This window comes from Escherichia sp. SCLE84 (genome assembly GCF_012584495.1).
In the GTDB taxonomy this organism is placed as follows: Bacteria; Pseudomonadota; Gammaproteobacteria; order Enterobacterales; family Enterobacteriaceae; genus ECMA0423.
This window is the reverse complement of record NZ_CP051430.1, coordinates 711871-735248: the sequence shown is the minus strand read 5'-3', so window position 1 is coordinate 735248 and position 23378 is coordinate 711871. Positions and strand designations below refer to the sequence as shown.

Annotated in this window: 14 protein-coding genes; 1 reads left to right on the top strand and 13 read right to left on the bottom strand. The window is 45.8% G+C overall.

The features are described 5' to 3' along the window. Positions 1-170: 170 nt before the first annotated feature. The 8 genes from dosP to HGD79_RS03790 form a co-directional block, all read right to left on the bottom strand. Positions 171-2570: an oxygen-sensing cyclic-di-GMP phosphodiesterase DosP gene (gene dosP, locus HGD79_RS03825; protein WP_168848306.1), complete on the bottom strand. Its 2400-nt coding sequence runs from the start codon at positions 2568-2570 to the stop codon at positions 171-173. A 24-nt stretch (positions 2571-2594) separates the two neighbouring features. Next, entirely contained in the window at positions 2595-3977 is a 1383-nt protein-coding gene (gene dosC / locus HGD79_RS03820) for a diguanylate cyclase DosC (protein ID WP_000426277.1), read from the bottom strand. Between the two features lie 376 nt (positions 3978-4353). Further along, the gene (locus tag HGD79_RS03815) at positions 4354-5673 is read right to left on the bottom strand and encodes a glycoside hydrolase family 10 protein (RefSeq protein ID WP_168848305.1); all 1320 of its coding nucleotides are present in this window, start codon (positions 5671-5673) and stop codon (positions 4354-4356) included. Between the two features lie 130 nt (positions 5674-5803). Then, the gene (gene gadC / locus HGD79_RS03810) at positions 5804-7339 is read right to left on the bottom strand and encodes an acid resistance gamma-aminobutyrate antiporter GadC (RefSeq protein ID WP_000246019.1); all 1536 of its coding nucleotides are present in this window, start codon (positions 7337-7339) and stop codon (positions 5804-5806) included. A gap of 155 nt (positions 7340-7494) precedes the next feature. Further along, positions 7495-8895: a glutamate decarboxylase gene (locus HGD79_RS03805; protein ID WP_000358930.1), complete on the bottom strand. Its 1401-nt coding sequence runs from the start codon at positions 8893-8895 to the stop codon at positions 7495-7497. Between the two features lie 361 nt (positions 8896-9256). Continuing rightward, on the bottom strand, positions 9257-12040 hold the full coding sequence (locus HGD79_RS03800; RefSeq protein ID WP_001245021.1) for a M16 family metallopeptidase: 2784 nt from the start codon (positions 12038-12040) through the stop codon (positions 9257-9259). A gap of 56 nt (positions 12041-12096) precedes the next feature. Beyond that, a complete protein-coding gene (locus HGD79_RS03795) occupies positions 12097-14469 on the bottom strand; it encodes a TonB-dependent receptor plug domain-containing protein (protein WP_000832460.1) in 2373 nt (790 codons plus the stop codon). Positions 14470-14506: 37 nt separating this feature from the next. Then, a complete protein-coding gene (locus HGD79_RS03790) occupies positions 14507-16192 on the bottom strand; it encodes an ABC transporter ATP-binding protein/permease (RefSeq protein ID WP_000628542.1) in 1686 nt (561 codons plus the stop codon). 202 nt (positions 16193-16394) lie between these two features. On the opposite strand from HGD79_RS03790, the gene HGD79_RS03785 reads away from it, so the two are divergent. After that, a complete protein-coding gene (locus HGD79_RS03785) occupies positions 16395-16517 on the top strand; it encodes a protein YneP (RefSeq protein WP_120795387.1) in 123 nt (40 codons plus the stop codon). Here the strand turns inward: HGD79_RS03785 and HGD79_RS03780 are convergent. The 5 genes from HGD79_RS03780 to ydeP all read right to left on the bottom strand — a co-directional run bounded on the left by HGD79_RS03780 (position 16483) and on the right by ydeP (position 23337). Beyond that, positions 16483-17640 (bottom strand): anaerobic sulfatase maturase, encoded by a 1158-nt coding sequence (locus HGD79_RS03780; RefSeq protein WP_168848304.1) that lies wholly within the window; start codon positions 17638-17640, stop codon positions 16483-16485. The genes HGD79_RS03785 and HGD79_RS03780 overlap by 35 nt on opposite strands. Positions 17641-17691: 51 nt before the next feature. Next, positions 17692-19374 (bottom strand): sulfatase, encoded by a 1683-nt coding sequence (locus tag HGD79_RS03775; protein WP_001295684.1) that lies wholly within the window; start codon positions 19372-19374, stop codon positions 17692-17694. Positions 19375-19777: 403 nt separating this feature from the next. Continuing rightward, the gene (gene ydeO, locus HGD79_RS03770) at positions 19778-20539 is read right to left on the bottom strand and encodes an acid stress response transcriptional regulator YdeO (protein ID WP_000060489.1); all 762 of its coding nucleotides are present in this window, start codon (positions 20537-20539) and stop codon (positions 19778-19780) included. Positions 20540-20612: 73 nt separating this feature from the next. Next, positions 20613-20810 carry a two-component system connector SafA gene (gene safA, locus HGD79_RS03765; protein WP_000543394.1) on the bottom strand — a complete coding sequence of 66 codons (198 nt, stop codon included), beginning with the start codon at positions 20808-20810 and terminating at the stop codon, positions 20613-20615. Positions 20811-21057: 247 nt separating this feature from the next. Next, on the bottom strand, positions 21058-23337 hold the full coding sequence (ydeP, locus tag HGD79_RS03760; RefSeq protein WP_001402249.1) for an acid resistance putative oxidoreductase YdeP: 2280 nt from the start codon (positions 23335-23337) through the stop codon (positions 21058-21060). Between the last annotated feature and the right edge of the window lie 41 nt (positions 23338-23378).

Sequence of the window (23378 nt, the reverse complement as noted above, 5' to 3'; positions counted from 1 at the left end):
TTAAAGTTATATTTTTTAACTTTTGATCAACATTTGTGCAGCGTAGTGCAGTTTTGGTGCAAGAGGGGAAGTTAAGGAAGGAATCTCCCGGAATCGTAGCTGAAATCACAGTATTTAAGTGACAGTGTCACGTTAAATGAAAACCCGCGAGTGCGGGCGAGAGGAATTTGTCAGATTTTCAGCGGTAACACGCTGCTCATCCAGCCTGGAATTTCTTCGGCGGGTAGAGGGCGGGAAAAGAAATATCCCTGAATAACGCGACAGTGGATCTTGCGTAGCATCTCAAATTGCTCTTTGGTTTCGACGCCTTCCGCCACGACGGTTAAATTGAGGCTTTGCCCAATGCTGGTAATGGCTTCAAGTAAGGCAAGGATGCGTTTTTCGGTCAGACAACGATCGACAAAACTTTTGTCAATTTTGATTTCCGTTACCGGAAGACTGACTAAGCGGGATAATCCGGAAAAGCCCGTACCAAAATCATCTACCGATAAGCCCACGCCCATATCACGCAGGATCTGAATGCGCTTAAAGATTTCGGTATCGTGTTCCATCATCATGCTTTCCGTGATTTCTACCGTCAGCTGGTGGCCGTCAATACCCCAGGCGTGCATTGCATCAGACACCTGATTAGGCAGTTGATTACTGCGAAAGTGCAGCGCCGACAAGTTCACGGATAATGCCGGGATATGAATATTCTGGCTACGCCATTCTGCTAACTGACGGCAAGCTTCCGCGATGACCCAGCGCCCAATATTTTCGATTTCACCAATCTCTTCTGCGAGAGGAATAAACCGTGAAGGGGGCACATGACCATGCAGGGGATCGTGCCAGCGAGCAAGGGCTTCGATGCCGTACAGTTCACCCGTTTCTGCGAAGATTTGCGGCTGGTAAACCAGTTTCAGTTGGTTATTGCTAATCGCTTCTTTCAGCGCTGCGCCTAAAACCAAACGCTCTTTTACCATTTCGTTCATCGCCGGGTTGAAGAACTGCCAGCCGTTACCGCCATTCTTGCGAATATAATCCATTGCATTGTGAGCAGTGGAGAGTAGGTAATCGCGGTTTTTACCCACGTCGTAGCTGATGCCAATACTCAAGGTAAGCGGGAAGGGGTTGTCGTCAATCATTATCGGCTTGCTGACCACATTCCGTAGCTCATCGGCGATTTGGGTAATGTTACTGACGTCGTTTTCGAGGCTCACGAGGACAAACTGCGTACCTTCGATACGACAGAGATACTGATCCGGTTTGAGTTTTTCACGAAAGCGATTGACCACTTCCAGCAATGCCTGATCGGCCCACGCATAGCCAAGGCTATCAATCACATCCTGAATATGGTCAACACCGATGAGATACACCACCGGAGAGACGGCTTTGTCGACCAGGTCATCGAGGTAATTGTGCAGGTTATTGCGATTTGGCAGACCGGTCATCGGATCAAATTGGATGAGTTGTTCAATATGCTGGCGGCTTTTTTCCTGTTCCAGCGCCAGCGCGGCCATATGCTGACTGATATCTGCCACGCGTTCGATAAAGGCGCTGGTTTCTGCTCCTGACGAGGTTTTAATTTGCAGGATCCCCGCAGGCGCGCCATCACGCTGACGAATGGTCGCTGACCAGCTTTGCGCATTTTGAACTTCTGCACCGTGCGAAGATGACGCCCAGTGTATCGGCATCCCGTTGCGCAGTGCGAACAGCGAAACATGCGATTCGTTGAGAACAGATTCGATGTTACGACAAATGATTTCCCCCATTTCATGAAATGGCGGGCTGCTGCACATGGCGGCGAGAATATTGCCTTCAAGCTGGCGGATTTGCCGTTCTTCGGTGATATCCGAGAAGGTCATTACCAGGTTCTGCAGATGCGCGAGCACGTCATAAACCGGGCTGATAGAGGCTTTAATCCAGATTTTTTCACCGGTGCGCGTCAACAGCAGAAATTCATCCTGATCGCGGGCGGTTTTCCATAGCAACTGTTGTAAACGAATGCGGTTATCGGCAGGGAATTCAGGAATGTTCAGGAGTGTATCGGGCTGCATACCGCTGGCTTCGCTAATGCAGTAACCAAACATTTCGGTAAATGCGCGATTGCACTGCACAATATGGCGTTCCGGATCGAGGACAATCACCGGTCGGTCGAGATGGTCAACGGCAATAATCAATTGTCGAGTCTGTTCTTTTTGCGCCATTTCTACGCTGGCATCCCGTACCAGCGCCAGGTAATAAACTTTCCCCTCGGCGCTCACTTTCGATAGCGCAAAACGGGTCCAGATTTTACTGCCGTCTTTTTTCTCCAGCTGCAGCTCCCGACTCATCCCCTCGACACGCGCTTTACCGCCTTCACGGTTATGACGAATGTATTCAGGATGCGCAGGACGCAAATCCCGCGGAATCAGCATATCAATGTTATTGCCAATGACTTCTTCACGTTTGTACCCCCAGAGCTTCTCTGCGGCGGGGTTGAAAAACATCACTTCATCATTTTCGTTAATTAACACCGCACCCATCATATTTTGCTCAAGGGCGGGGAAAAAAATGCCATCGGCGGCATTATCCGCATCGGTTAGCTTCATGATTACCTCTGCATCCTGGCGCATCTAAAGACTGGCTTTCCAGAGTTCAACACGGTTTCTACCTCGTCTTTTGGCGATATACAGAGCTTCATCGGCTATTTGAATGAGGCGCTCATAGTCAGGATGACCATTAAACATGGCGGCACCGATGGAAAGTGAGAGGGCAATATCCTCGCCGTTTGCGGCTTTCAGTTTGGTTTTCTCCACCCGACTGCGAATACGTTCTGCGGTACGTAACGTTTCGTTTTCCGAAGCTTCAGTCAAAACAATGATAAATTCATCGCCCCCGTAGCGGAAAACATAATCACTACTGCGGACGTTGTCATAAAAGGCCTGAGAGACTTTACGCAGAATTTCATCGCCAGTGTTATGGCCCCACGTATCGTTGATCTCTTTGAATTTATCAACGTCAATAATCAGCACTGACAGTGGTGTACCGGTCCGGTTGGCATGGGCAATTTCGCGTTTGAAGATAGTCGGCAGGAAACGGCGGTTAAGTAATTTCGTCAGTACATCCATACCGACTTCGTGGCGCGATACTTCTTCAAACAATTCACGCAGCAAGGTAATAATCTGCGATACGGTATTTCTTATCTGTAATAGAAATTTCACCCGCAAACTTCTGTTATTCAAATTCCTGGTGTTACGCATGGTTTGATTGAAAATACCGTCGAAATCCTGAATCAGACGGGAGATATGGCCCACTTCGGCAATGCCGCTAAAATAATGTCGACCTTTATGGTTAAACCACAGGCCAAAATCAGCCTGGCTTAAAGGCAAACTGCTGCCTAAATCAGAATCCAGCAGGACTTTATAGATAATATCTATTTCCCATGAAAGTATTGAGGCTATTTGCCGTTCTTTTTCTTCTTCGGCGTTTTCCAGTAACGAGAAGATACGATAGTTTTCATCTTCCTTTGAGGCACTACTGTCACTAAAGGTAAACGCGCGGGTCATCACTTCCATAGCGATATCAATACTGTTAATCGAGAAATGGTAGACCTGAAGTTTTTCTGCGGCGGAATAATCCGAAGAGAAGATTACCGGATAGAGGATTTTTTTCAGCACCCGAAACCCCATCTCGACAATTTCTACCGGAATTCCTATGCGGGCATGCACTTCCGCGACGGTATGCTGGATTTGTATTAGCCTTTCGACATCGTCAACCTGGGCAGAAAGCACGTTAATAATCCAGCGTTCCATCGCACTTTTCAACTGCCGCTCAACTTGTTCATTACTCAAGAATTCTTCGGCATGCGGGTCGATGCGGACAATTCGATAAAACTCGATACTCAGATAATGAGCATGCGCAACGGCAATTTCTGCGGCTTTAGCACGAATGAGAGGATCTGCCTGTTCGACAAGTCCGGTCCACTCATCTTTCATTCTTTTAAAATACATCTCCATAATTCACACCCTTATAAGGCTGGGAAATCAGACGGAATCAAAACGAAACGCAACGTGCGAGATCGACTAACTGCACCATATTCTCCTGAAATATGAAGATATACTGAAAAGAAATAAGCGACTTAGGACAGTTTCAATCTACGCTACTGTTCTTCAGAAGAGTATAGCCCATCGTAATTATTTTTCGGTGACAGCGAATATCGTATGGTTTTTCATATTCATACATTTTTATTAGGGATTTATAGCTGTTTAACTAAGTGTGGTTAATTGCGTGGTTAATTTGACTTATGTAAGCATGATTACTAGTGGGATATTTCACAAGGTGTAACACGCCGGTGGGTAAAGCACCGGCTTGTTACAAAGTAAGCATGGGAGTTTAACTGCCCCAACGACTTTGCAGATAGCTGACCGCTTGTTGAGTCTGCGGTTTATTCAGATAGTCCTCACGGAACAAGATGGTGCCGCTAATTTCTGGTACCGCATCGTTAAGATCGAGCTGCTTTTTCAGTTCCGGTACGCCGCCGTTAATCATCCAGTCTGGCTCTATCTTTGAAGGTTCACCCACTTTATAGAAGGCGATACCGATATACAGGCGGGTCCTGGTCGGTTTAACGACATCCGCCCACCATTTTGCCAACACGTCATAACGCGCGGCACTCCGTGAGAACGGCCAGTAAATTTGGGGAGCAATGTAATCCAGCAATCCTTGTTCCACCCATCGACGGGTGTCAGCGTAGGATTCGTCATAGGCTGCCGCGCCTCGGGTATCGGAACCGAGCGGATCGTGTGATCGGTTACGCCACACGCCTGCCGGGCTAACGCCAAATTCGACTCCCGGCTTAATGCTTTTAATGGTGTGTGATACCTTTGCAATTAACTGCTGAGTATTGTTGCGCCGCCAGTCTGCTTTTGACGCAAATGCGCCTCCGTATTTACGGTACGTTTCGTTATCATTTAGCCGTGAACCCGGTGATTCAGTATAGAAATAGTCGTCAAACTGCACGCCATCTACCGGATAGCGGGAAACCACTTCAGCGACTATTGATGTGATCCAGTCCTGAACCTCAGGGATGCCCGGGTCGAGGACAAAGCGATCGCCAGACGTTCTGATCCAGTCACGGTGTTGCACATAGACGCTCGCCGGTTGTTGAGACAGAGTGCTATTCAGTTCCCTGATAGTACCGGGCTTCGTATTAACCGATACGCGATAGGGGTTAAACCAGGCGTGTACTTTCATCCCACGCTTGTGGGCTTCGTCGAGCATAAATTGCAGCGGATCGTAACCCGGATTTTCACCAATCTTACCGGTCATAAGATCGGACCACGGCAAAATTTTCGATGGCCACAGGGCGGTACCGTCCGGCTTGACCTGGAAAAAGACCGTGTTTATGCCGAGACGTTGCAGATGATCCAGTTTGTCGATCATCGCCTGTTGTTGTACACTGGCCCGGCTGGTGGGGTTACTAATGTTAACCGAGGAAACCGGTGGCCAGTCGAGCCGAGAAACCGTGGCCAGCCAGATGCCACGCATCGGTTGTGACGATTGTTGCGTCGTGGCTGGTGGCTTTGAACCTGCTGGTGGTGTCACCATGGACTCTGGAGGCGTGCTTTTACAACTACACAGTAAAAGTGCCAGTGCAACTAGTATCGCTGGTCTTCTAATCGTTAATTTCTTGTTTCGGGAGCAGATATCCATATGTGCTGGTTTCCGGTAAACAGATGTGCGCTCATTCTCGTACTTATCCCGGTTAAGTCAATACGACAGCAAGCACGAAAAAGGGAGCGATGACTTATCGCTCCCTTGTCTTATAACCATTCAGACATGGTTAGTGTTTCTTGTCATTCATCACAATATAGTGTGGTGAACGTGCACGCGGGTGCAGGAAGAAGTGACCTTTTGGTGCGTTCTGACTGTTGATTGGCTCCAGAGTGACGCCGGTATTCGCTTTGCCTTTACGATCATGAACAGCATAGAGAATAAAGGGCAGGGCAAGTACCACCAGGAAACTAACAACCAGTAATTCAACATACATATCGGTAGAATCACCCTGGATGTTATCCGGCGGCAGGAAGGAAACAATAAACGCCATAATTGAAGTCAGCAGACCGACAATTGCCACGACCAGTTTCACCCCTTTACCACCAGGGATATTAAATGTGCGTTTTAAGTCAGGATGTTTAAGAACCAACACAATGTAGCCAATAAACAGCATGAAATAAGCACACAGATAAATCACCACCGTCAGCGCCAGAGCGATCAGGAAGGACATGTTGTTACCGCCACCGGTATTGGTGAGGATGATCAACGCGATAGAAGTAATCACCAGCTGCGAAATGACCAGCGTTACCGGTACGCCATTTTTGTTCATTTTAGCGAATGCCGCTGGCAGCAGGTTTTTCTGCGCTGTGACATACATCCCGCGAGAAGGACCAACAATCCAGGAGGCGATTTCCGCCAGAACACCCAGCAACAGCAGTGCGGAGATCACGCGAACCGTCCACTCAATTTCCGGTGCCACATGGGACATCAGAACGGTAAAGGTTTGCATTACCCCTGCGGAGAGGTTGATTTCATTACCCGGAATGACCATCGCAATAGACAAACCACCAACAGAGCTTAAGCAGATTGCCGCCACCATCAGCAGTAACATAGCCAGTGGATAGTCGCGCCCTGGGTTACTCATTTCATTGACGTGGGTTGCGGAAGCTTCTACGCCCATATAACTCAAAATGAAGGCAACAAATACAACCAGGGTGCCCACTTTAGAGAAGTCAGGGAAGAAGGTCTTCGAATCCATTTCGATAGCAACGGGGGCACCGGAGTGCAGATAAATAGCCGCTAATGCGATCAAAATAAATGCAGGTAACAGGATACCGGCGAAGAAGCCAACTTTAGCAATTCGCGCCGTGTATTTCGTGCCACCAAACTGCGTTAATGCCAGCGCCCAAAGAATGATGAGCGCTGCAATAGTTTTGGTAATGGGGTCTTCATTCAGCGCTGGCCATTTCAGGATGTAGGAGAGTGCCCCTAACACGAAATAGAGCATCGGAATAAAACCAATGGCGATTTGCAGATAGCCAAATGAGATCGCTGCAAATCCCCATCTCGGCCCCAGAGTATTTGATACCCAGGCGAAGACACCACCTTCTTCCCAGCCGTCGACGGTGGCCATTTCCGCAGCACAAAGTCCCACGGGAATAAACCATAAAATCCCGCCTAATAGCAGGAAGAAGACTAATGAAAAGCCCGATGTTGCGAAGGTAGGGTATTCATAAACAGCCATTACCATCGATGCCGTTATGGCAAAGAATCCGAGTAATGTGAGCTGCTTAGCTTTACCTGTCTGTACTGATGTAGCCATATTATCCCCCTAAAACGGTATTCCTGTCGGAACCGCACCTGTTTTGTTCTGAAGCGTATTCAGAACAATATTTTCCGTTGCTAATGCCAGTGAACAGACTTTGGAAATTGTCCCGAAACGGGTTCGTTTCGGGACACCGTTACCGTTAAACGTTATCAGGTATGTTTAAAGCTGTTCTGCTGGGCAATACCCTGCAGTTTCGGGTGATCGCTGAGATATTTCAGGGAGGCTTTGTAGTCTTCCAGCAACAGTTCAGCAAAGTCCATTTCGAAGCCGCGACGACACATAATGCGCATCACCACGATGTCGGTGGCTTCACCGCCGAGAGTGAAGGCCGGAACCTGCCAGCCGCGCAGACGCAGACGTTCAGAGAGGTCGTACAGGGTGTATCCCGGATCTTCACCATCTTTCAGTTTGAAGCAAACCGCCGGGATGCCTTCGTCCGGGCGACCCGTACAGATGAACTCATACGGCCCCAGTTTGGCGATTTCATCCGCCAGATAAGCGGCAACCTGGTAAGAGGCGTTCTGTACTTTGGTATAGCCTTCACGACCGAGGCGCAAGAATTCATAGTACTGTGCAATTACCTGACCCGCCGGGCGGGAGAAGTTGATGGCAAAAGTACCAATTTGACCACCCAGGTAGTCAACGTTGAACACCAGTTCCTGCGGCAGCGCTTCTTCGTCACGCCAGATAACCCAGCCGCAGCCCAGCGGAGCCAGACCGAATTTATGGCCTGAAGCACTGATCGATTTCACACGCGGCAGGCGGAAGTCCCAGACGATATCCGGGGCGACGAACGGTGCCAGGAAGCCACCGCTGGCAGCGTCGATGTGCATGTCGATGTCGATACCGGTGTCGGCCTGGAATTTATCCAGCGCATCGTGCAGCGGTTGTGGGAACTCATAGTTACCGGTGTAGGTCACGCCGAAAGTCGGCACCACGCCGATGGTGTTTTCGTCACAGGCTTCAATCATGCGTTTCGGGTCCATAAACAACTGACCGGGGCGCATAGGGATCTCACGCAGCTCCACATCCCAGTAGCGGGCGAATTTATGCCAGCAGATTTGTACCGGACCGCACACCAGGTTTGGTTTATCCGTTGGTTTGCCTGCAGCTTCCATACGCTTGCGCCAACGCCATTTCATCGCCATCCCGCCGAGCATACAGGCCTCGGAAGAACCAATGGTGTTGGTGCCAACGGCCTGACCATTTTTCGGCGCAGGCGCATGCCACAGATCGGCAACCATATTTACGCAACGTAGGTCGATGGCTGCGGATTGCGGATATTCTTCTTTGTCGATCCAGTTTTTGTTAATGGATAAATCCATCAATTTGTGGACATTTTCGTCGTCCCAAGTCTGGCAGAAAGTGGCCAGGTTCTGACGAGCGTTGCCATCAAGATATAATTCGTCATTGATAATCTGGAATGCGACATCGTCGCGCATTTCGTGCAGCGGAAAACGTTTTGATTCTGCGATAGTGGAAATAGACTTCGCACCAAAACGTGAATCGAGTAGTTCCGACCTTAAATCCGTTACTTGCTTCTTATCCATTTTAAACTCCTTAAAATGATTGGATCGCATTAAAAAAGTAGGATTTATCGATAAAGTAAGCAAGTGCAAAGGACTCGTGTTTAAATAACAAAATCCTAATGTTATTTATCGTGAGATATTGCGCGAATAATATTTTTTCATTGAAAAACAATACAATATGAAATTCTTGGGTGGTGGTAAGGTGTTTTATGCTGTTATTTTTATGCGCATTCTGTGTCTCCTGAATTATCACGTAAAAATCAGACCTTAAAATATCACTATTAGTACTTGATTATTATTTTGAACGCATTTATAAAATTATTACATAAAAATAGCGAATATTGCTAAAATCCCCGCCAACGATGTGTTGACGGGGCTGTTATTATTTTGGCAATAATACTCCGGTATAAGTATTTACCGGATGAGAAAGATATTGTTTAACGGCAGTGTTAACATTCTCTACCGTCATTTGTTTCAACAATTGCTCCTGCTCAGTCCATGCTGCAGGATCGTCATATTGAATAAGACTATTTACAATAGTGTTCGCTAATTGTTGAACGCTACGCTGTTGGATATCGAGGCTGCGCTGAACGTTTTGCTGGTATTCATTCAGTTCTTGCTCACTGATCCCTTTAGCCAGACGCTTAACCATCACTTCATTCGCTAACGTTAACAGTTCATCATGTCGTTCTGGTTGACAAGTAAAAGCCAGCAAATGACTGATATCTTTGGCCTGAGGATCAACCGAGAGGCGAGAAGAAACGCTGTATGCTCCAGATGCCTGTTCACGAATATTAACACGTAGATCTTTTGCCAGTGCGACGTTAAAAGCATCGAGCGCCATACGCGTCGCCAGATTAACAGGTGTCCGGGAATCATAACGCTTCCACTGTGAAACCTGTGCCACAGGTTCATTTTGTTCTTTTACAGTAACCGATGCGTTGTCCGTCGCGCGAGTTAATGGTTTACCTGCGGCTAATGGCGAATCAGAGTGTTTGATTGATCCTAAGTAACGCGTAATTAACGCCACGAGTTTGTCTTCTGAGACATTACCGACAATGACAAACGTGATATCCGCTGGAGATGAAAACAACTGGCGATCGGCAGCCAGCGCATCTGCGGCAGTAAACTGTACAATCTGATTTTCTTGCAGTAATTTCGTGCGGTCATCAGCATAGCGCGTCTCATACATCTGCTGGGCGAATTTCTCCGCTGGACGCTGGTCGAGCGTTTTCAACGCCTGAATTTGAGCATTTTGTAGCGATGCCCAAATATTGTCGTTAATCGTGCTGTGGGTGATTCGCTGGTTAATCAACTGAAAACCAGGTTCAGGGTTATTAGTCCGCGCGCTAACGGAGAGCAACGTATTCATGCCACTGACTTTACTGCTCATGGTTACCGAATTTTCCGCACTCCAGCGTTTCAGGCTGGAAGAGGAGAGCTCACCAACGCCGCTTCCGCTTACTGCTTTATTTGCCAGCGCGATAAGTGATTTTTGCTGCGCAGGGAAACTTAAATCGCCTTTATTCGATACGGCAGTAATTTGTAGCTTTTGCTCTTCACCCGCGGATTTTGCCAGAATAACCCTGGCACCATTGGAAAGTGTTAATGATGTCAGATTCTCAGCCAGCGTTTCTTTGCTGCTAATTTCCGCCTGTGGGTCAGCGTCTACTGTTAACGATAAATTTCTGCCTGGGAAGATGTAAGCCGCCAGCTTTTTGTTGGCGTACTCTTTTTCCAGCGCCAGGATAGCCGCAGGAGACAATGCTTTTTTGGCGGCAAGCTCATTGTTTACCATTTGCTCCCAAAATGCGTCCTGGTTCTTTCTTAACTGCTGCCATTTTTCCGCCAGACTTTGCACGGTAATTTGCTGCCACAGACGTTTCGAAAGTTGATATGTCTCTTCCGGCGACAAGAACGGCGTATTATTTAATGAGCTGGATGCCAGGCGACTGGTCAGCATACGTAAATCACGTTCAGCTTGCTGATCAACCGCATTTTTCAGCCAGGTGAGGCGGGTAGATTTGACATCATCGAGTTCTTCAGCAGAAAAACCATGCTGATCAATGGTTGCCAACTCTGCCATTAATGCATTCGCAGCATCCTGCATATTATCGTCTCGTGCATTTACACGGAAAAACAGCGACTGATAATCGGGTGCAATTTTAACGCTGCGCGCAGTGCCGCCAGAAATAGTCTTCAACTCGCCCGACTGTATGCGTTCCTGCAGACGTTGATTGAACAGCTGAACTAACATGCTCCATTCAGCTTGTTCGACAAAGCTTTGCTCATCGTTCACTTGTACCATTGGCAGGCGATAATAGAGTGCGATGCCGTTCACCCGGTTTTCTTTATCATTAATGATATTAAAGCGCAGGTGGTTTTCGGCTTTTGTCGGCCAGACGCGATTTTCAGCTGCTTTGTTAGCCGGAAGCTTACTTAAATTATCCTTTATCAGCGCCAGCGCTTCTTTACTGTCGATATCGCCGACCACGATAAAGGTCATATTATTTGGTTGATACCAGCGTTGATAAAATTGGCGCAATTGTGCCGGTGTGACCGTGGCGACAGTATCCATCAGGCCGATAGGTTCACGGTCTAAATTACGGGTATTAGCCAGCAGGAAAGGGCGGCGCGCCTGAGAGGTGCGCCATTTCGCATCCTGATGGGCACGCCATTCCTCAGTAATTACGCCACGTTCAGCGTCTACTTCGAGTTTTTCAAAGGTTGCGGCATTACTCCATTCACTGAAGATTGCCATCACTTGTTGCAGATTTTGTTTCTGCGTAGTCGGCAAACTCACCTGATACACCGTTTCGTCATAGCTGGTATAGGCATTAACATCGCGACCAAAACGCAGGCCCATTGACTCAAATGTTTCGATGACTTTATTACCCGGCCATGTTTTTGTGCCGTTAAACATCATATGTTCTACAAAATGAGCCACGCCGCGCTCATTGTCTTCTTCCTGCAATGAACCGGTATGAATTTGCAGCCATAAATTTACCTGATCCTTTGGATGAGCATGCGGATAAATCATATATCGCAAGCCATTGCCCAGTTGCCCGGTAATTAACTTTTCATCCTGCGGTAAGGCGGCGGCAATCAGCCGCCCGGGGAGCAACAGAGTTGCCACTAACGTCAGTAAGAAACAGAGGTTTCTCATAATTATCTCCATGCGAAAACCGGGCGAATTTACCCGGTTAAGTAAAATCCGAACTATTAAAATTTCATGCTGACATCAAGCCAGAAAGTACGGCCACTGGCGTAGGTCGCCACACCGGTGTTCGTTGTATCAACAGCGGTTTTGCTATCCAGTACATTGAGAATATCGGCACTGATCGTCAGGTTTTGTTGTTTCAGAAATTGTGGCGTCCAGGACAAGCGGGTGTCCCAGGTCAGGCTGCTATCCAGTTTTTCGTCAACATACTGCTTGTAATCTGAATATTCGCTGATGTATTGCGCATTTGTCTTACCAAGGATAATGCGAGCTTTACGCGCTTCTTGCCAGGCCAGCGTATTCGCCCACACTAACCCGCTCGGTTGATGCGTGAAATCCATGTTTAAGGAGATCTTTAATGGGTTATTAAAATCTGCCACTGGAACGCTATCGTAAGAGACTAGATTACCGTTATAAACCACCTGGTTATCACCGGTATTGCTCTCCTCATAACCATTGTTTAACGACAAGTTGCCCTTGCTCTTGATATAGCTAAAGACAATTTGTGGGTTAATATCTACCTGGCGGATATGCAGGGGTTCGGCCAGTTCAAAACTGAGGCTGAACGAATGCGTTTTGGTTTTGCCATCGTTGTTATATTCAGTAATGGTGGTTTTAGTCGCGCTGTCGGTACGACTGCTTTTGCTGATTTGATCATGCGCTTCACGGTAAACATAGTTTGCGCGTGCAATAACGTTCTTACCGATTTTCTGCTGCAATCCCATTGCCAGTTCATCGTTATAAGGCGTTTTCAAATCCTGATAACGCGTCAGAGTTTTATTACCTGATACCGATTCCGTCCAGCTATTGCGGATATCACGTAATCCCATATCAAGAATATTCCCGCCATAGTAACGGTTATAACCTGCTGTAATCATTGAGGTTTGATTAGCAAAAATATCCCATTCCGTCATAAAGCGCGGGGAGATATTGTGGTTTGACAGATAGTTGTCATAGTCATACCGCACGCCGGGCATTAATGACACATTACGCCAGCTAATGCGATCCGCCATATACAGCGTGTAGTTGTCAATTCCCAGGCTGCCTTTACCTTTATGGTAAATGGTATGGTTAGTTTTCTTTCCGGCAGCATTAATCACATAGGATTCAGACTGGTTATGGCGTTCAGTCCACGCATCGGAATAGATGTATTCCGCGCCGAAGTAGGGTTGATGCGAAACATTACCCACGGCGAATTTTTGCCAGTCCAGGCGTGTTTTGAAGGTGTAATTATCTACAGCCTGGGAAATGTGTCCTAATCCGCCACGGGTGCAACGCCCTGTAATATCACCATATGTACATGAAAGTTCGGTGTACCAGATGTCATGATCGTGACGGGTATAATCACTAATATGATCCCAACCAACGGTGGTACGTAGTTTGGCCCATGCGAGCTGCGTATCCATATCCCATGCCAGACCATAGGATTTATTACCCATTTCGCGATCAGACTGCGGGAAGGTGCTGGTATTATAATCACGGCTGGAGCCGGTATATTTTAAGGTTAAATCGTGGGTAAAGCGGTCGCTGGCAAACCAGGTAAATTTGCTCAATGCGGTATCGATAACGTTTTTATACTGTGCCCGACCGGCGACAATGCCGTCATTCGAAACATAATCCGCGCGGGTGATATCAGACTGGCGGCGCGATAAACCGGCGGTAACGCCAAAGTTATCAGCGAGTTCCTGATTAAACGACAAGGTATAAAAGTTCTTTTTAAAATCTGGGGAGTAATAAGTACTTCCTGAAGAGCCTTGATTAAATGCGCTCTTGTTATTCTCATCGATATGCGATGTTAACCAGTCCGAACGCGTAGTGCGATAACCCAGTTTCACGCTGCTATCATCAGCGTTGAAGCGTTTGATCTTTGCATCAATTACCCCGCCATTGAAGCGACCGAATTCAACCGGCACAAAACTGTCATAAAGCGTCACATTGTCCAGTAAGCTGACATCAAGATAATACCCCTGTGACATCCCGCTAATATTGGTTGCACTACTGGCATCGGACTCATTCGCTGGGTTCAAGTTATTAGTGGCACTAATACCGTCAATCAAATAGGCATTCTGGTAGGGCGACGCACCGTGAATAGAGATTTTCTCAGGGCGAATATCTCCCTGGTTCAACGAGGTACTTTGCGTTGAATCCATGCGTACCGCAGGGTTGGTTCTCAGCAGATCGCTGATATTGCCATTCCCGGTCGGTAAACGCTCGATGCTTTCACTGGTATAATGCGTGTTGCCGTTTACGGGTACAGGGACAGGAGCATAGACCGTCATCTCTTCAAAAAAATGCATGTACATGTTTTTGTCATCGACGGCCTGCGCCACATCAGCGCCACATAAAATGACGCCAGGAATAAGAACTCGCTTCATTTATTTATATCTCCGTACAGCAGGGCTTTTATTGTTGTTATAAAACCGTGCTAATGTCACAAATATCATCAGCCAGGTTCCAGACACCGGGTTGATGTGTAACCATAATGACGCCGCTTGTGGGTAGTTTTTCACGCACTAAACGCAGTAAGCGTATAGCCTCTTGTTCCTCAAGATGAGAGGTAGTTTCGTCAAGAAATATCCATTTCGGACGTCGTAAAATTAATCGTGCCAGGGCGATACGTTGTTTTTCGCCGCTGGAAAGAATATCTCCCCAGCGATCGTGGTCATGAATACGCGCAGCCAATTTCCCCAGACCAACCTGATGCAGTACTTCGCTCAACGATTTATCGTCTACGGGCAGGGGAAGTGCTTTACAAATAATCTCTTTCAGTAAGCCGCTTTTGATTAACGGTGTTTGTGACACATACCAACTGTCAGCAGGAGAAGAAATATCACCTTTAAACCACGGCCAGCAGTGGGATAATGTTTTAAGCAGTGTGGTTTTTCCCGCACCAGAGTAGCCTTTCAGTAATAGCCATTTGCCTGGCGAAACATGAAAGTTCAAGTTCTCTAATATGATCTTATTATCAGGCGTACGAATACTCGCATTAGCCACTTGTACCGCATGTTGGCAATTTTTAGGCTTATTCGTAGGGCGCTGTTCAGTGAGTTGATGGAACTCATACAAGCGATCGATAACCGCAGCCAGTTCAGCAAGTTCGTCATATTTATAAATAAACCAGCTTAAATTGTTCGATACTAGCATAAATGCCTGGCGCGATTTCATCAGTCCGCCCAGATTGATCTGCCCGCTAATAAACTGCGGCAATAACAGAAAGTAGGGAAGAACGCTAAGCGAGCGCGAATAAATATTTTGCCAGTAATCAAGCCACCGCTGACGATTCATTAAACGATGCCAGTTCTCTTTAATGGTATGAAAATTGTCGCGCAACTCCTGGCGTTGTAGAGACTCAGCATTGCTTAGCGCAATCAGTTCTGCCTGCTTATTATGCTGCACAAGATTAGTTCGAAATGTCGCTTCGCTACGTTGTTTTTCCACATTAAGCGGACGAATACGTTTACCCACCTTATGGGTAAATAAAGTTCCACCGATCACAATGAGCACGACGGTATAGACCATATACCCCTGGATATTCCATTCTGTTCCACCAACAGTGAATGAGAGCGTACCCGCGCTTTGCCAAAGAATAACGGTAAAGGTGATCAGCATGCTAAGTGACTGGATGAAGCCAAATGAAAGACTGAGCGTTTTGCTGATCAGTAAGAGAATGTCTTCAGCGATACGTTGGTCAGGGTTATCTGTATTTTTATGCTCGCCGTAGATCTGCGTGAAGTAGTAGTTTTTATCTGCAAACCAGCGATTAAGGTAGTAATCTGTTAACCATTCGCGCCAGCGAATAGTCAGTAGTTTAATTAACCATGTTTTGTTTACGGATATTAATACAAAGATCCCCAGCAGGGCAGGGAACCAAAGGACAAGCTGCCAAAGCTTATCGGTTTCTTTCTGGCTTAGCGCATTGAAAAAATCATTATTCCAGTCGTTTAACCAGACCTGAATTTTAACCACGCCAAGGATCATTGCGAGGATAATAATGATTAACAACACTGAAGTTTTATTATTCTTACGCAGCCAAAAGGGCTTCAGCAGACAGAGATACTTTGCTATCAACATACAAAACGTAATGGGAATGGTTATCATTAGCGAAAATTGATTGTGCCATCCAATGATTATCTATGGCAATGATTTACTGATGAAATTTATTTAAGTATCACTTAACAATATGAAATATAAAGAAATATTTCATTTTCATCGGTTATGGTTATGCTATTGATAATCAAGGGTATTGCTAATGCCCTGACGCATACCACGTAAGCCAGGATTTTCGCAAGGGAAGATGATGATGACGAAACACCCGACAGGAATTTATGTCGGGTGCCTTGTTAAGGTCATAAGAAGGAGGCTAAGAATGGAGTTAAAAGAGAGCGTTATTAATTATTCTCCATTTGTTTTGCAACATCCATAATGTGGTAAAGCGGTACTCTGTTCTTAGCTAACTCCACCATGGCGTTCATATAAGGTACCATGGTTGAAAAAAGGATTTTATAACCTTCGCAAAAATAAGAAACAGTCTCATTGTTTACTTTAGTAATACGATGCTTAGGACAACCGCCATTGCAGATAGGTTTATATGCACATTGCTGACATTTCGCTGAAATCCGTTTTTTTTGCGCTGTCAGTTGTACACTGTTCATCGTTTTGAGTTCAGATTTATTAATGTTTCCAATTTTGTACTGTGGATAGACAAAATGGTCGCATTCGTAAATGTCTCCATTACTTTCAACAACCAGATTATCCTTGCAGGACTCCTGGAAAATACAACTTGTATGCCCATTCCCCAAAAAACGGCTGACAAAGCTTTCAAACTGACGAATGAAAATTTCACCCACATCGTTTTTAACCCATTGCATAAAAATGGTTGACATAAACTTGCCATAAGCCGTGGGAGGCACAGAAAAATCAATGATACGGAATGTGTTCTCACTATGACCACTGAAATCAATATTCGGCGTCCAGGTTTCTAGCAATTCGATAAATTGCATATGTTTACTGCCGATAGATTTTAAAAAATGATAAACCTCAAGAGGGTAATGGACATTAACGTTATTAATGACGGTTAACGTATTAAACTCTACTCGATATGATTTCAGACGCTCGATGGCTGCTATCACTTTTGCAAAAGTACCGTTACCTGAATTACTGCGTCTGTAACGGTCATGTAACTCCTGGGGGCCATCGATCGAGATACCAACCAGAAATTCATGTTCTTTGAGAAAGGCACACCATTCATTATTCAATAAAATGCCATTCGTTTGTAATGCATTAAAAATACGTTTTTGGCCTGCATAGCGTTGTTGATAGTGAATAACTTTACGGAAAAAATCCAGGCCAGCCAGAGTGGGTTCACCGCCTTGCCAGGTAAAATAGACCTGATTGCCAGACGCTGCGATATATTGTTTGATGAACTCTTTCAGAGTACTGTCATCCATCCATTTTTCATGAGTAAACTGCGACTCTTTTTCAAGGTAAAAACAGTAATCACATTTGAGATTACATTGAAAACTGGAGGGCTTGGCTGTAACGTGCATCGCTATCTCGCTCAATAAGGCGGCGGAAAATTCCGCCGCATGAAGGTTTAGTTATTTCGCTTCGCTTAGTGCTTTCTTGATATTGTTAAACTTCTCCTGATTTACCTCGCTAAGCGGTGGCTGGCTGCTGTCGATAAACTCTCTTACCACGCCTTGCATCTCTTTAACGACCTGCGGATTGGCGGCGGCAAGGTTATCTTTTTGCTGTAGATCCGTCAGTTTGTAGAGACCTAACTGATTGTTTTCTACTGTATAGACAAGCGAATAATCGTTATTTCTCACCGTATAAGAGAATTGGCTTAAGTCCTCAGTGTTGGGGTTATGCGGGTAATCGTCTGACTGATGGCGAACAAATTTGTGGTAATTATCCCAGAATGGAATATTTTCCTCGTCAAACCAGTGAGAATAAGAGGTTATCCAGGTCAGATTTTTATGTGGCTCGCCTTGTTTCTTATCTTGCAACCAGGGCAGCAAGGAAACGCCATCCAGCTTAAGGTCTTTTGGAATGCTGATATCGGCTGCATCAAGAGCTGTCGGGTAGAAATCCATTGCGGAAATCAGCTTGTCATAATTACCGGGTTGAAGTTTTCCTTTCCACCACATAAACATTGGGGTGTGAGTACCGCCAGGATAGGTCTGACTCTTATAGCCTTTTTGCGCCCCGTTCAGCGGCAGAGGACCATCGATAACCGCACCATTATCGGAGGTAAAGAGAATAATTGTATTGTCATACTGTCCGTTTTTCTTCAGTTGTTCGAGAATGCGTTTTACACCCTGATCAACAGAATAAACGGAAGCGTAGTAGTTATCTGCTGTTTGACTACCGGTATTAAATTGCTTCTGATATTGATCCGGTGCAGGATTATCATTTGGCAGGTGCGGAGCATTATAAGCCAGGTAAAGCATAAATGGCTGGTCAAGTGTTTTGGCACGATCAACAACGCCAATTGCCTCATCGGTTAACTGATCGCTGATATAACCTTTTGCGGGGACACGTTCACGATTTTTGAACAGTGAAGGGGAGTTGTAATATGCCGTTCCTGCAGCGTGGAATCCCATAAAGTAATCAAAGCCACGGTTTTGAGGTTGCCATTCTTCCGCAGAAAATGTGGTGAAGTTGTCATGATAGTCACGCGTTTGTTTATCTTCCGGTACCGGCACATTACTGATTTTTGACAAGTGCCATTTACCTACTGCTGCAGTGTAATAACCATGATTCTGGAATAATTCAGGCAAGAAAGTTTCTGTTAGCGGAATACCATCCTGAGCATCGGTATTGGAATAGACACCAAAGCGGGCGGGAGCTCGACCGGTCATTATTGCGGCACGGGAGGGGCCGGAAACACCGTGTGCCACATAGCCGTTAGTAAACCGTACGCCTTCATCCATTAATGAAAGGAGCGTCGGCGTTGATTTTTGTGCAGCTTCAATGGCTTTATCTATCCCTATTTTGTAGGTATCGACAACTTCACGATTTTCCATTGTTTTTGGGTCAAAAGATCCCTTATCAAAAGGAAGTTGTCCATAACCAAGATCATCCATGGTTAGTACGATAATATTTGGCTTTCCTTTGGTACTGTATTCAGTCGGCGTAAAGTCTGAGAAAGCAACGTTTGTTTTGGTTGCTTTCAGCTTTACATCATCTGCCGCATGAGCAGCAAATGCAGCCATACCAGATGCCAGTATCAAAGATATCGAGGTACTTACGACACTTTTCTTTAATGCAGACTTCATAAATGTTCCTCTTCTTATTGTACTTAATTCCGAAGTAATTTTACGAAGAGAAATAAGTGGGTGTAAGTGAAGTTAGTCACATAAAGAGATAGCAGATTTAGCTAAAAAAAGGGAAATAACAGTCCATAAAGCGTTGACATTACTTTCTGTTCTACTAAGTAATTTCTCGCCGATAAACAACTAATCTATTGATATTTAATAAATTATTGCATTTTACTGACAAAATGCCGAATTGAGATCATAAATAATCATGCAACAGGTTATGCAAATGCATAAATATGTGATGAATGTCACTTATTTATTTCAATAAATATATCGCCTAAAAACAACGCGGGGCAGGGAATGACTGCCCCATTTTTAATTTTTACGTAGGGTGCGTGGTTGACTACTCGTTAGCAAATAATCAAATAGCTAAAGCATTCATCGTGTTGCCCGTATTCATACCCGTGTGCCTTTGACAACGGTACTCCTTAGAAACTCTCTTCGGACTGTTGCCGAAATGTTTGCGGAACGCATAAATAAAATAAGATGTACTGGCATAACCACATTGTTCGGCAATTTTATTGACTGAACCTTCTACGCGTATCAAATTTTTTGCGTGCTGCATTCTGGCATCTAAAAGAATCTGTGAGAATGTCGTTTGCTCTTGCTTAAGTTTTTTCTTCAACAGGCTTTCACTGATGTACAGGCAGTCACAAATATCTTTCAGCTTCCATGGGTGCGCCAGCTTCATGTTGACAATATTTCTCACTTTTCCGGAAACGGATAGCACACCGTTAGTTAATAGTGTAATGAAACCTTTGCATGCGGCAAAAATAGACAGGCAAGAAAAAAGCAAAAGTTCTGAAAAATTATGATGATTGCGTTCTTCCGAGTTGAGATAAGCAATCATTTCATTAAGCAATCCAGTCGGTACATTTGAAGCACGTAAAAACTTCGCAGGAACAGGCACCGTCACTGTCTGGATGTTAGTGCATTGTAGATATTTTTTAATGGTATTTTCAGTAAATCCGATCTCTTTAAAATGCCGCTCATAAGGTTCAAAATGCGTACGAACAGCGTTATCTACCATCAGGATCTCGCCGTCAGAGAAGGCGTAATCTTTATCTAAAATGTTAGCGTTGAAGGCATGATGAATAAATATAACAGAACAAACGAGCGACATTTTATCTCCTTAAAACAATAAAGTTTTATCGATACCTTTTAAACATTTCACATTTATAATTTGCTGTTTATTTTCAGTCTTGCAAACTATTGATAATGAAATGTGTAAGATCTCTTGCAATGCGACCCATTTCTGAAATACTCAGCTGATCAATTGCCGAAAAAATGGCTATCAACGTAAGTGTCAGTAATAAGACAACCACAATTACAGACATGATTTCTTTATAGTTGTCTCTTTGCGTGATTTTGTTTTTCACTGTGGTCGCATGCATTTCAAATATGTTTATTTAGCGGATAACGTTAAAAATCGTTAATCAGTATGCTTAATATAACAGGCTGGAGAAAAGAGGAAATAGGACTGGTGCTTCAGTACTGAGCGGAGTTTCTTACAGCTGTAGGCAGAAGTTTATATCTTATAGTGTGTGGTTTAATTTAATCAATGTGAGCAAATTGCGCGATAATAGTCAATGAGAAATTCTTCTGCTGTGCGGATGACAGCAGAAGAAATGAGGAGGCGAATTAATTTGATGGTTCTAATTCAACCGGAATACTTTTATAACCAGGAATGCCACTTAATGGATCGTGGTTATCAAGAGTTAGCATGTGATTCGATTCTGGAAAATAGGTCACCAGTGAGCGGTCAGCCATAGGGTAAATGACCACTTTTAATCTATCCATGCGGCGTGAGCTGCGCTTACCGTCTGGCGTAAGCGCAATAAGATTAACTCTTTCGCCGTTTTTTACACGGCAAATTTTAGCTTGTTTAGCACTCATAAAGACCACATCTCGTTGACCGAATACCCCTCGATAGCGATCATCCATACCATAAATCGTCGTGTTGTACTGATCGTGGCTGCGTACTGTCGCCATGACCAGCTTACTGTTAAACGCTGAAGAGGGATCTTCTAACAGCCCTTTGCTGGTAATGAAATTAGCCTTACCTGACGGCGTCATCCAGCGCCTTTCAGCAGCTGCATTTATCAGGTGAAAACCACCGGGATGACGGATGCGCTGGTTATAGTCGGCGAACTCTGGCAGCACAGCTTCAATGTCATTGCGAATGCGATCATAATCTTCCACCAGATACTCCCAGGCTACCACGCTCTGGGGTAGTGTTGCCTGGGCGATTCCCGCGACCACAGCACACTCTGATTTCAGCATTACACCGGCGGGTTTTAACACGCCACGCGAGGCATGAATCATCGACATTGAATCCTCAACGGTTACCGCCTGCGCACCGCTTTTTTGCATATCAATCTCGCTACGCCCCAGAACCGGCAGGATATAGCTATGCCGTGCGGTCAGCAGATGAGAGCGGTTAAGCTTAGTGGCTACGTGTACCGCCAAATCTAATTGCGTTAACGGTACAGCGCTCGCTTCCCGATCTGGCATTGCCAGTGCAAAGTTGCCCCCCATGCAGATCAATGCTCGAGCCTGCCCCGTACATATTGCTTGCATGCTGGCAATTGCAGCATGTCCAGGTGCATGAGGTGGGGTGAAGCCATAGCGCTCACCCAGGCGAGCCAGAAACTCTGCAGACGGTTTCTCGGTGATACCGACGGTTCGGTCGCCCTGTACATTAGAGTGACCACGTAGTGGGCAGATACCCGCACCAGGCTTGCCAATGTTACCTTTCATCAACAGCAAATTGACCAGTTGCTGTACGTTCTGGGTACCATGTTCGTGCTGAGTGATCCCCATTCCGTAACAGATAATGGTGCGTTCGGCAGCGGCATATGCGTCAGCCAGTTCGGCGATTTGTGTCTGACTTAGTCCAGAAATACGTTCGATATCTTTCCACTCGGAATTGAGAACGTCATGGCGTAGCTCGTCAAAGCCGACGGTATGCGTTTGAATAAATTCGTCATCAAGCAATGAGGGCCGACCTGCGGCACTTGCAGCATCATCGCGCTCAATTAACAGGCGCATCATCCCCTTGAGCAACGCCATATCGCCACCAATGCGCACGTTGTAGTAGGCACTGGCCAACTGAGTCTCAGAGTTCGTCAGCATTTCAAACGGGTTTTGCGGTGCGGTAAATCGCTCCAGGCCACGTTCCTGTAGAGGATTGATGGCGATCATTTTCGCTCCCCGTTTCACTAAAGCGCGCAACGAAGTCAGCATGCGAGGGTGGTTTGTACCAGGGTTATGCCCAATGCAAATGACTAAATCGCACTTCTCAAAGTCTTCCAGCAACACGGTCCCTTTACCTACACCGATACTCGCTGCCAAACCCACGCTTGTCGGTTCATGGCACATGTTGGAGCAGTCGGGAAAGTTATTGCTCCCGTATTCACGGGCAAAAAGCTGATAAAGAAAGGCAGCTTCATTGGAAGTGCGGCCCGAAGTATAGAATTCAACCTGATTGGGATCACTATAGCTTTGAAGGCGTGCGCCAATTTCGTCGAAAGCTTGTTGCCAGCTTAATGGCTTGTAACAGTCGCTGACAGCATCATATTTCAAAGGCTGAGTGAGACGTCCCGCAGCCTCAAGCTCGTGATCTCCCCAGGAAAGTAATGATTGAACCGTATTCTCAGCAAAGAAAGAGGCATTTACCTGCTTATCCGTGACTTCCCAGGCGATTGCTTTTGCGCCGTTTTCACAAATGTCGAATGACGCACTGTGCTTAGGATCTGGCCATGCACAACCCGGACAGTCAAAGCCCTCTGGCTTATTCATGTCAAACATGGCAATAACATCCTGGCGTATATCCATCTGCTTACGTACTGCATTCGCTACGGATTTGACAGCACCCCAACCACCTGCAGCACCCTGGTAGGATTCAATTTTTTTCTTCATCTACTTATCCTGTGTGGAAATGAATTATTAGGATTTGTAAT

Coding starts and splice junctions, on each gene's coding strand:
- HGD79_RS03795 (WP_000832460.1), bottom strand. CDS start 14,469: ATGAAGCGAGTTCTTATTCCTGGCGTCATTTTATGTGGCGCTGATGTG.
- gadC (WP_000246019.1), bottom strand. CDS start 7,339: ATGGCTACATCAGTACAGACAGGTAAAGCTAAGCAGCTCACATTACTC.
- HGD79_RS03815 (WP_168848305.1), bottom strand. CDS start 5,673: ATGGATATCTGCTCCCGAAACAAGAAATTAACGATTAGAAGACCAGCG.
- HGD79_RS03805 (WP_000358930.1), bottom strand. CDS start 8,895: ATGGATAAGAAGCAAGTAACGGATTTAAGGTCGGAACTACTCGATTCA.
- HGD79_RS03780 (WP_168848304.1), bottom strand. CDS start 17,640: ATGCACGTTACAGCCAAGCCCTCCAGTTTTCAATGTAATCTCAAATGT.
- ydeP (WP_001402249.1), bottom strand. CDS start 23,337: ATGAAGAAAAAAATTGAATCCTACCAGGGTGCTGCAGGTGGTTGGGGT.
- HGD79_RS03800 (WP_001245021.1), bottom strand. CDS start 12,040: ATGAGAAACCTCTGTTTCTTACTGACGTTAGTGGCAACTCTGTTGCTC.
- dosP (WP_168848306.1), bottom strand. CDS start 2,570: ATGAAGCTAACCGATGCGGATAATGCCGCCGATGGCATTTTTTTCCCC.
- dosC (WP_000426277.1), bottom strand. CDS start 3,977: ATGGAGATGTATTTTAAAAGAATGAAAGATGAGTGGACCGGACTTGTC.
- ydeO (WP_000060489.1), bottom strand. CDS start 20,539: ATGTCGCTCGTTTGTTCTGTTATATTTATTCATCATGCCTTCAACGCT.
- HGD79_RS03775 (WP_001295684.1), bottom strand. CDS start 19,374: ATGAAGTCTGCATTAAAGAAAAGTGTCGTAAGTACCTCGATATCTTTG.
- safA (WP_000543394.1), bottom strand. CDS start 20,810: ATGCATGCGACCACAGTGAAAAACAAAATCACGCAAAGAGACAACTAT.
- HGD79_RS03790 (WP_000628542.1), bottom strand. CDS start 16,192: ATGATAACCATTCCCATTACGTTTTGTATGTTGATAGCAAAGTATCTC.
- HGD79_RS03785 (WP_120795387.1), top strand. CDS start 16,395: ATGACGAAACACCCGACAGGAATTTATGTCGGGTGCCTTGTTAAGGTC.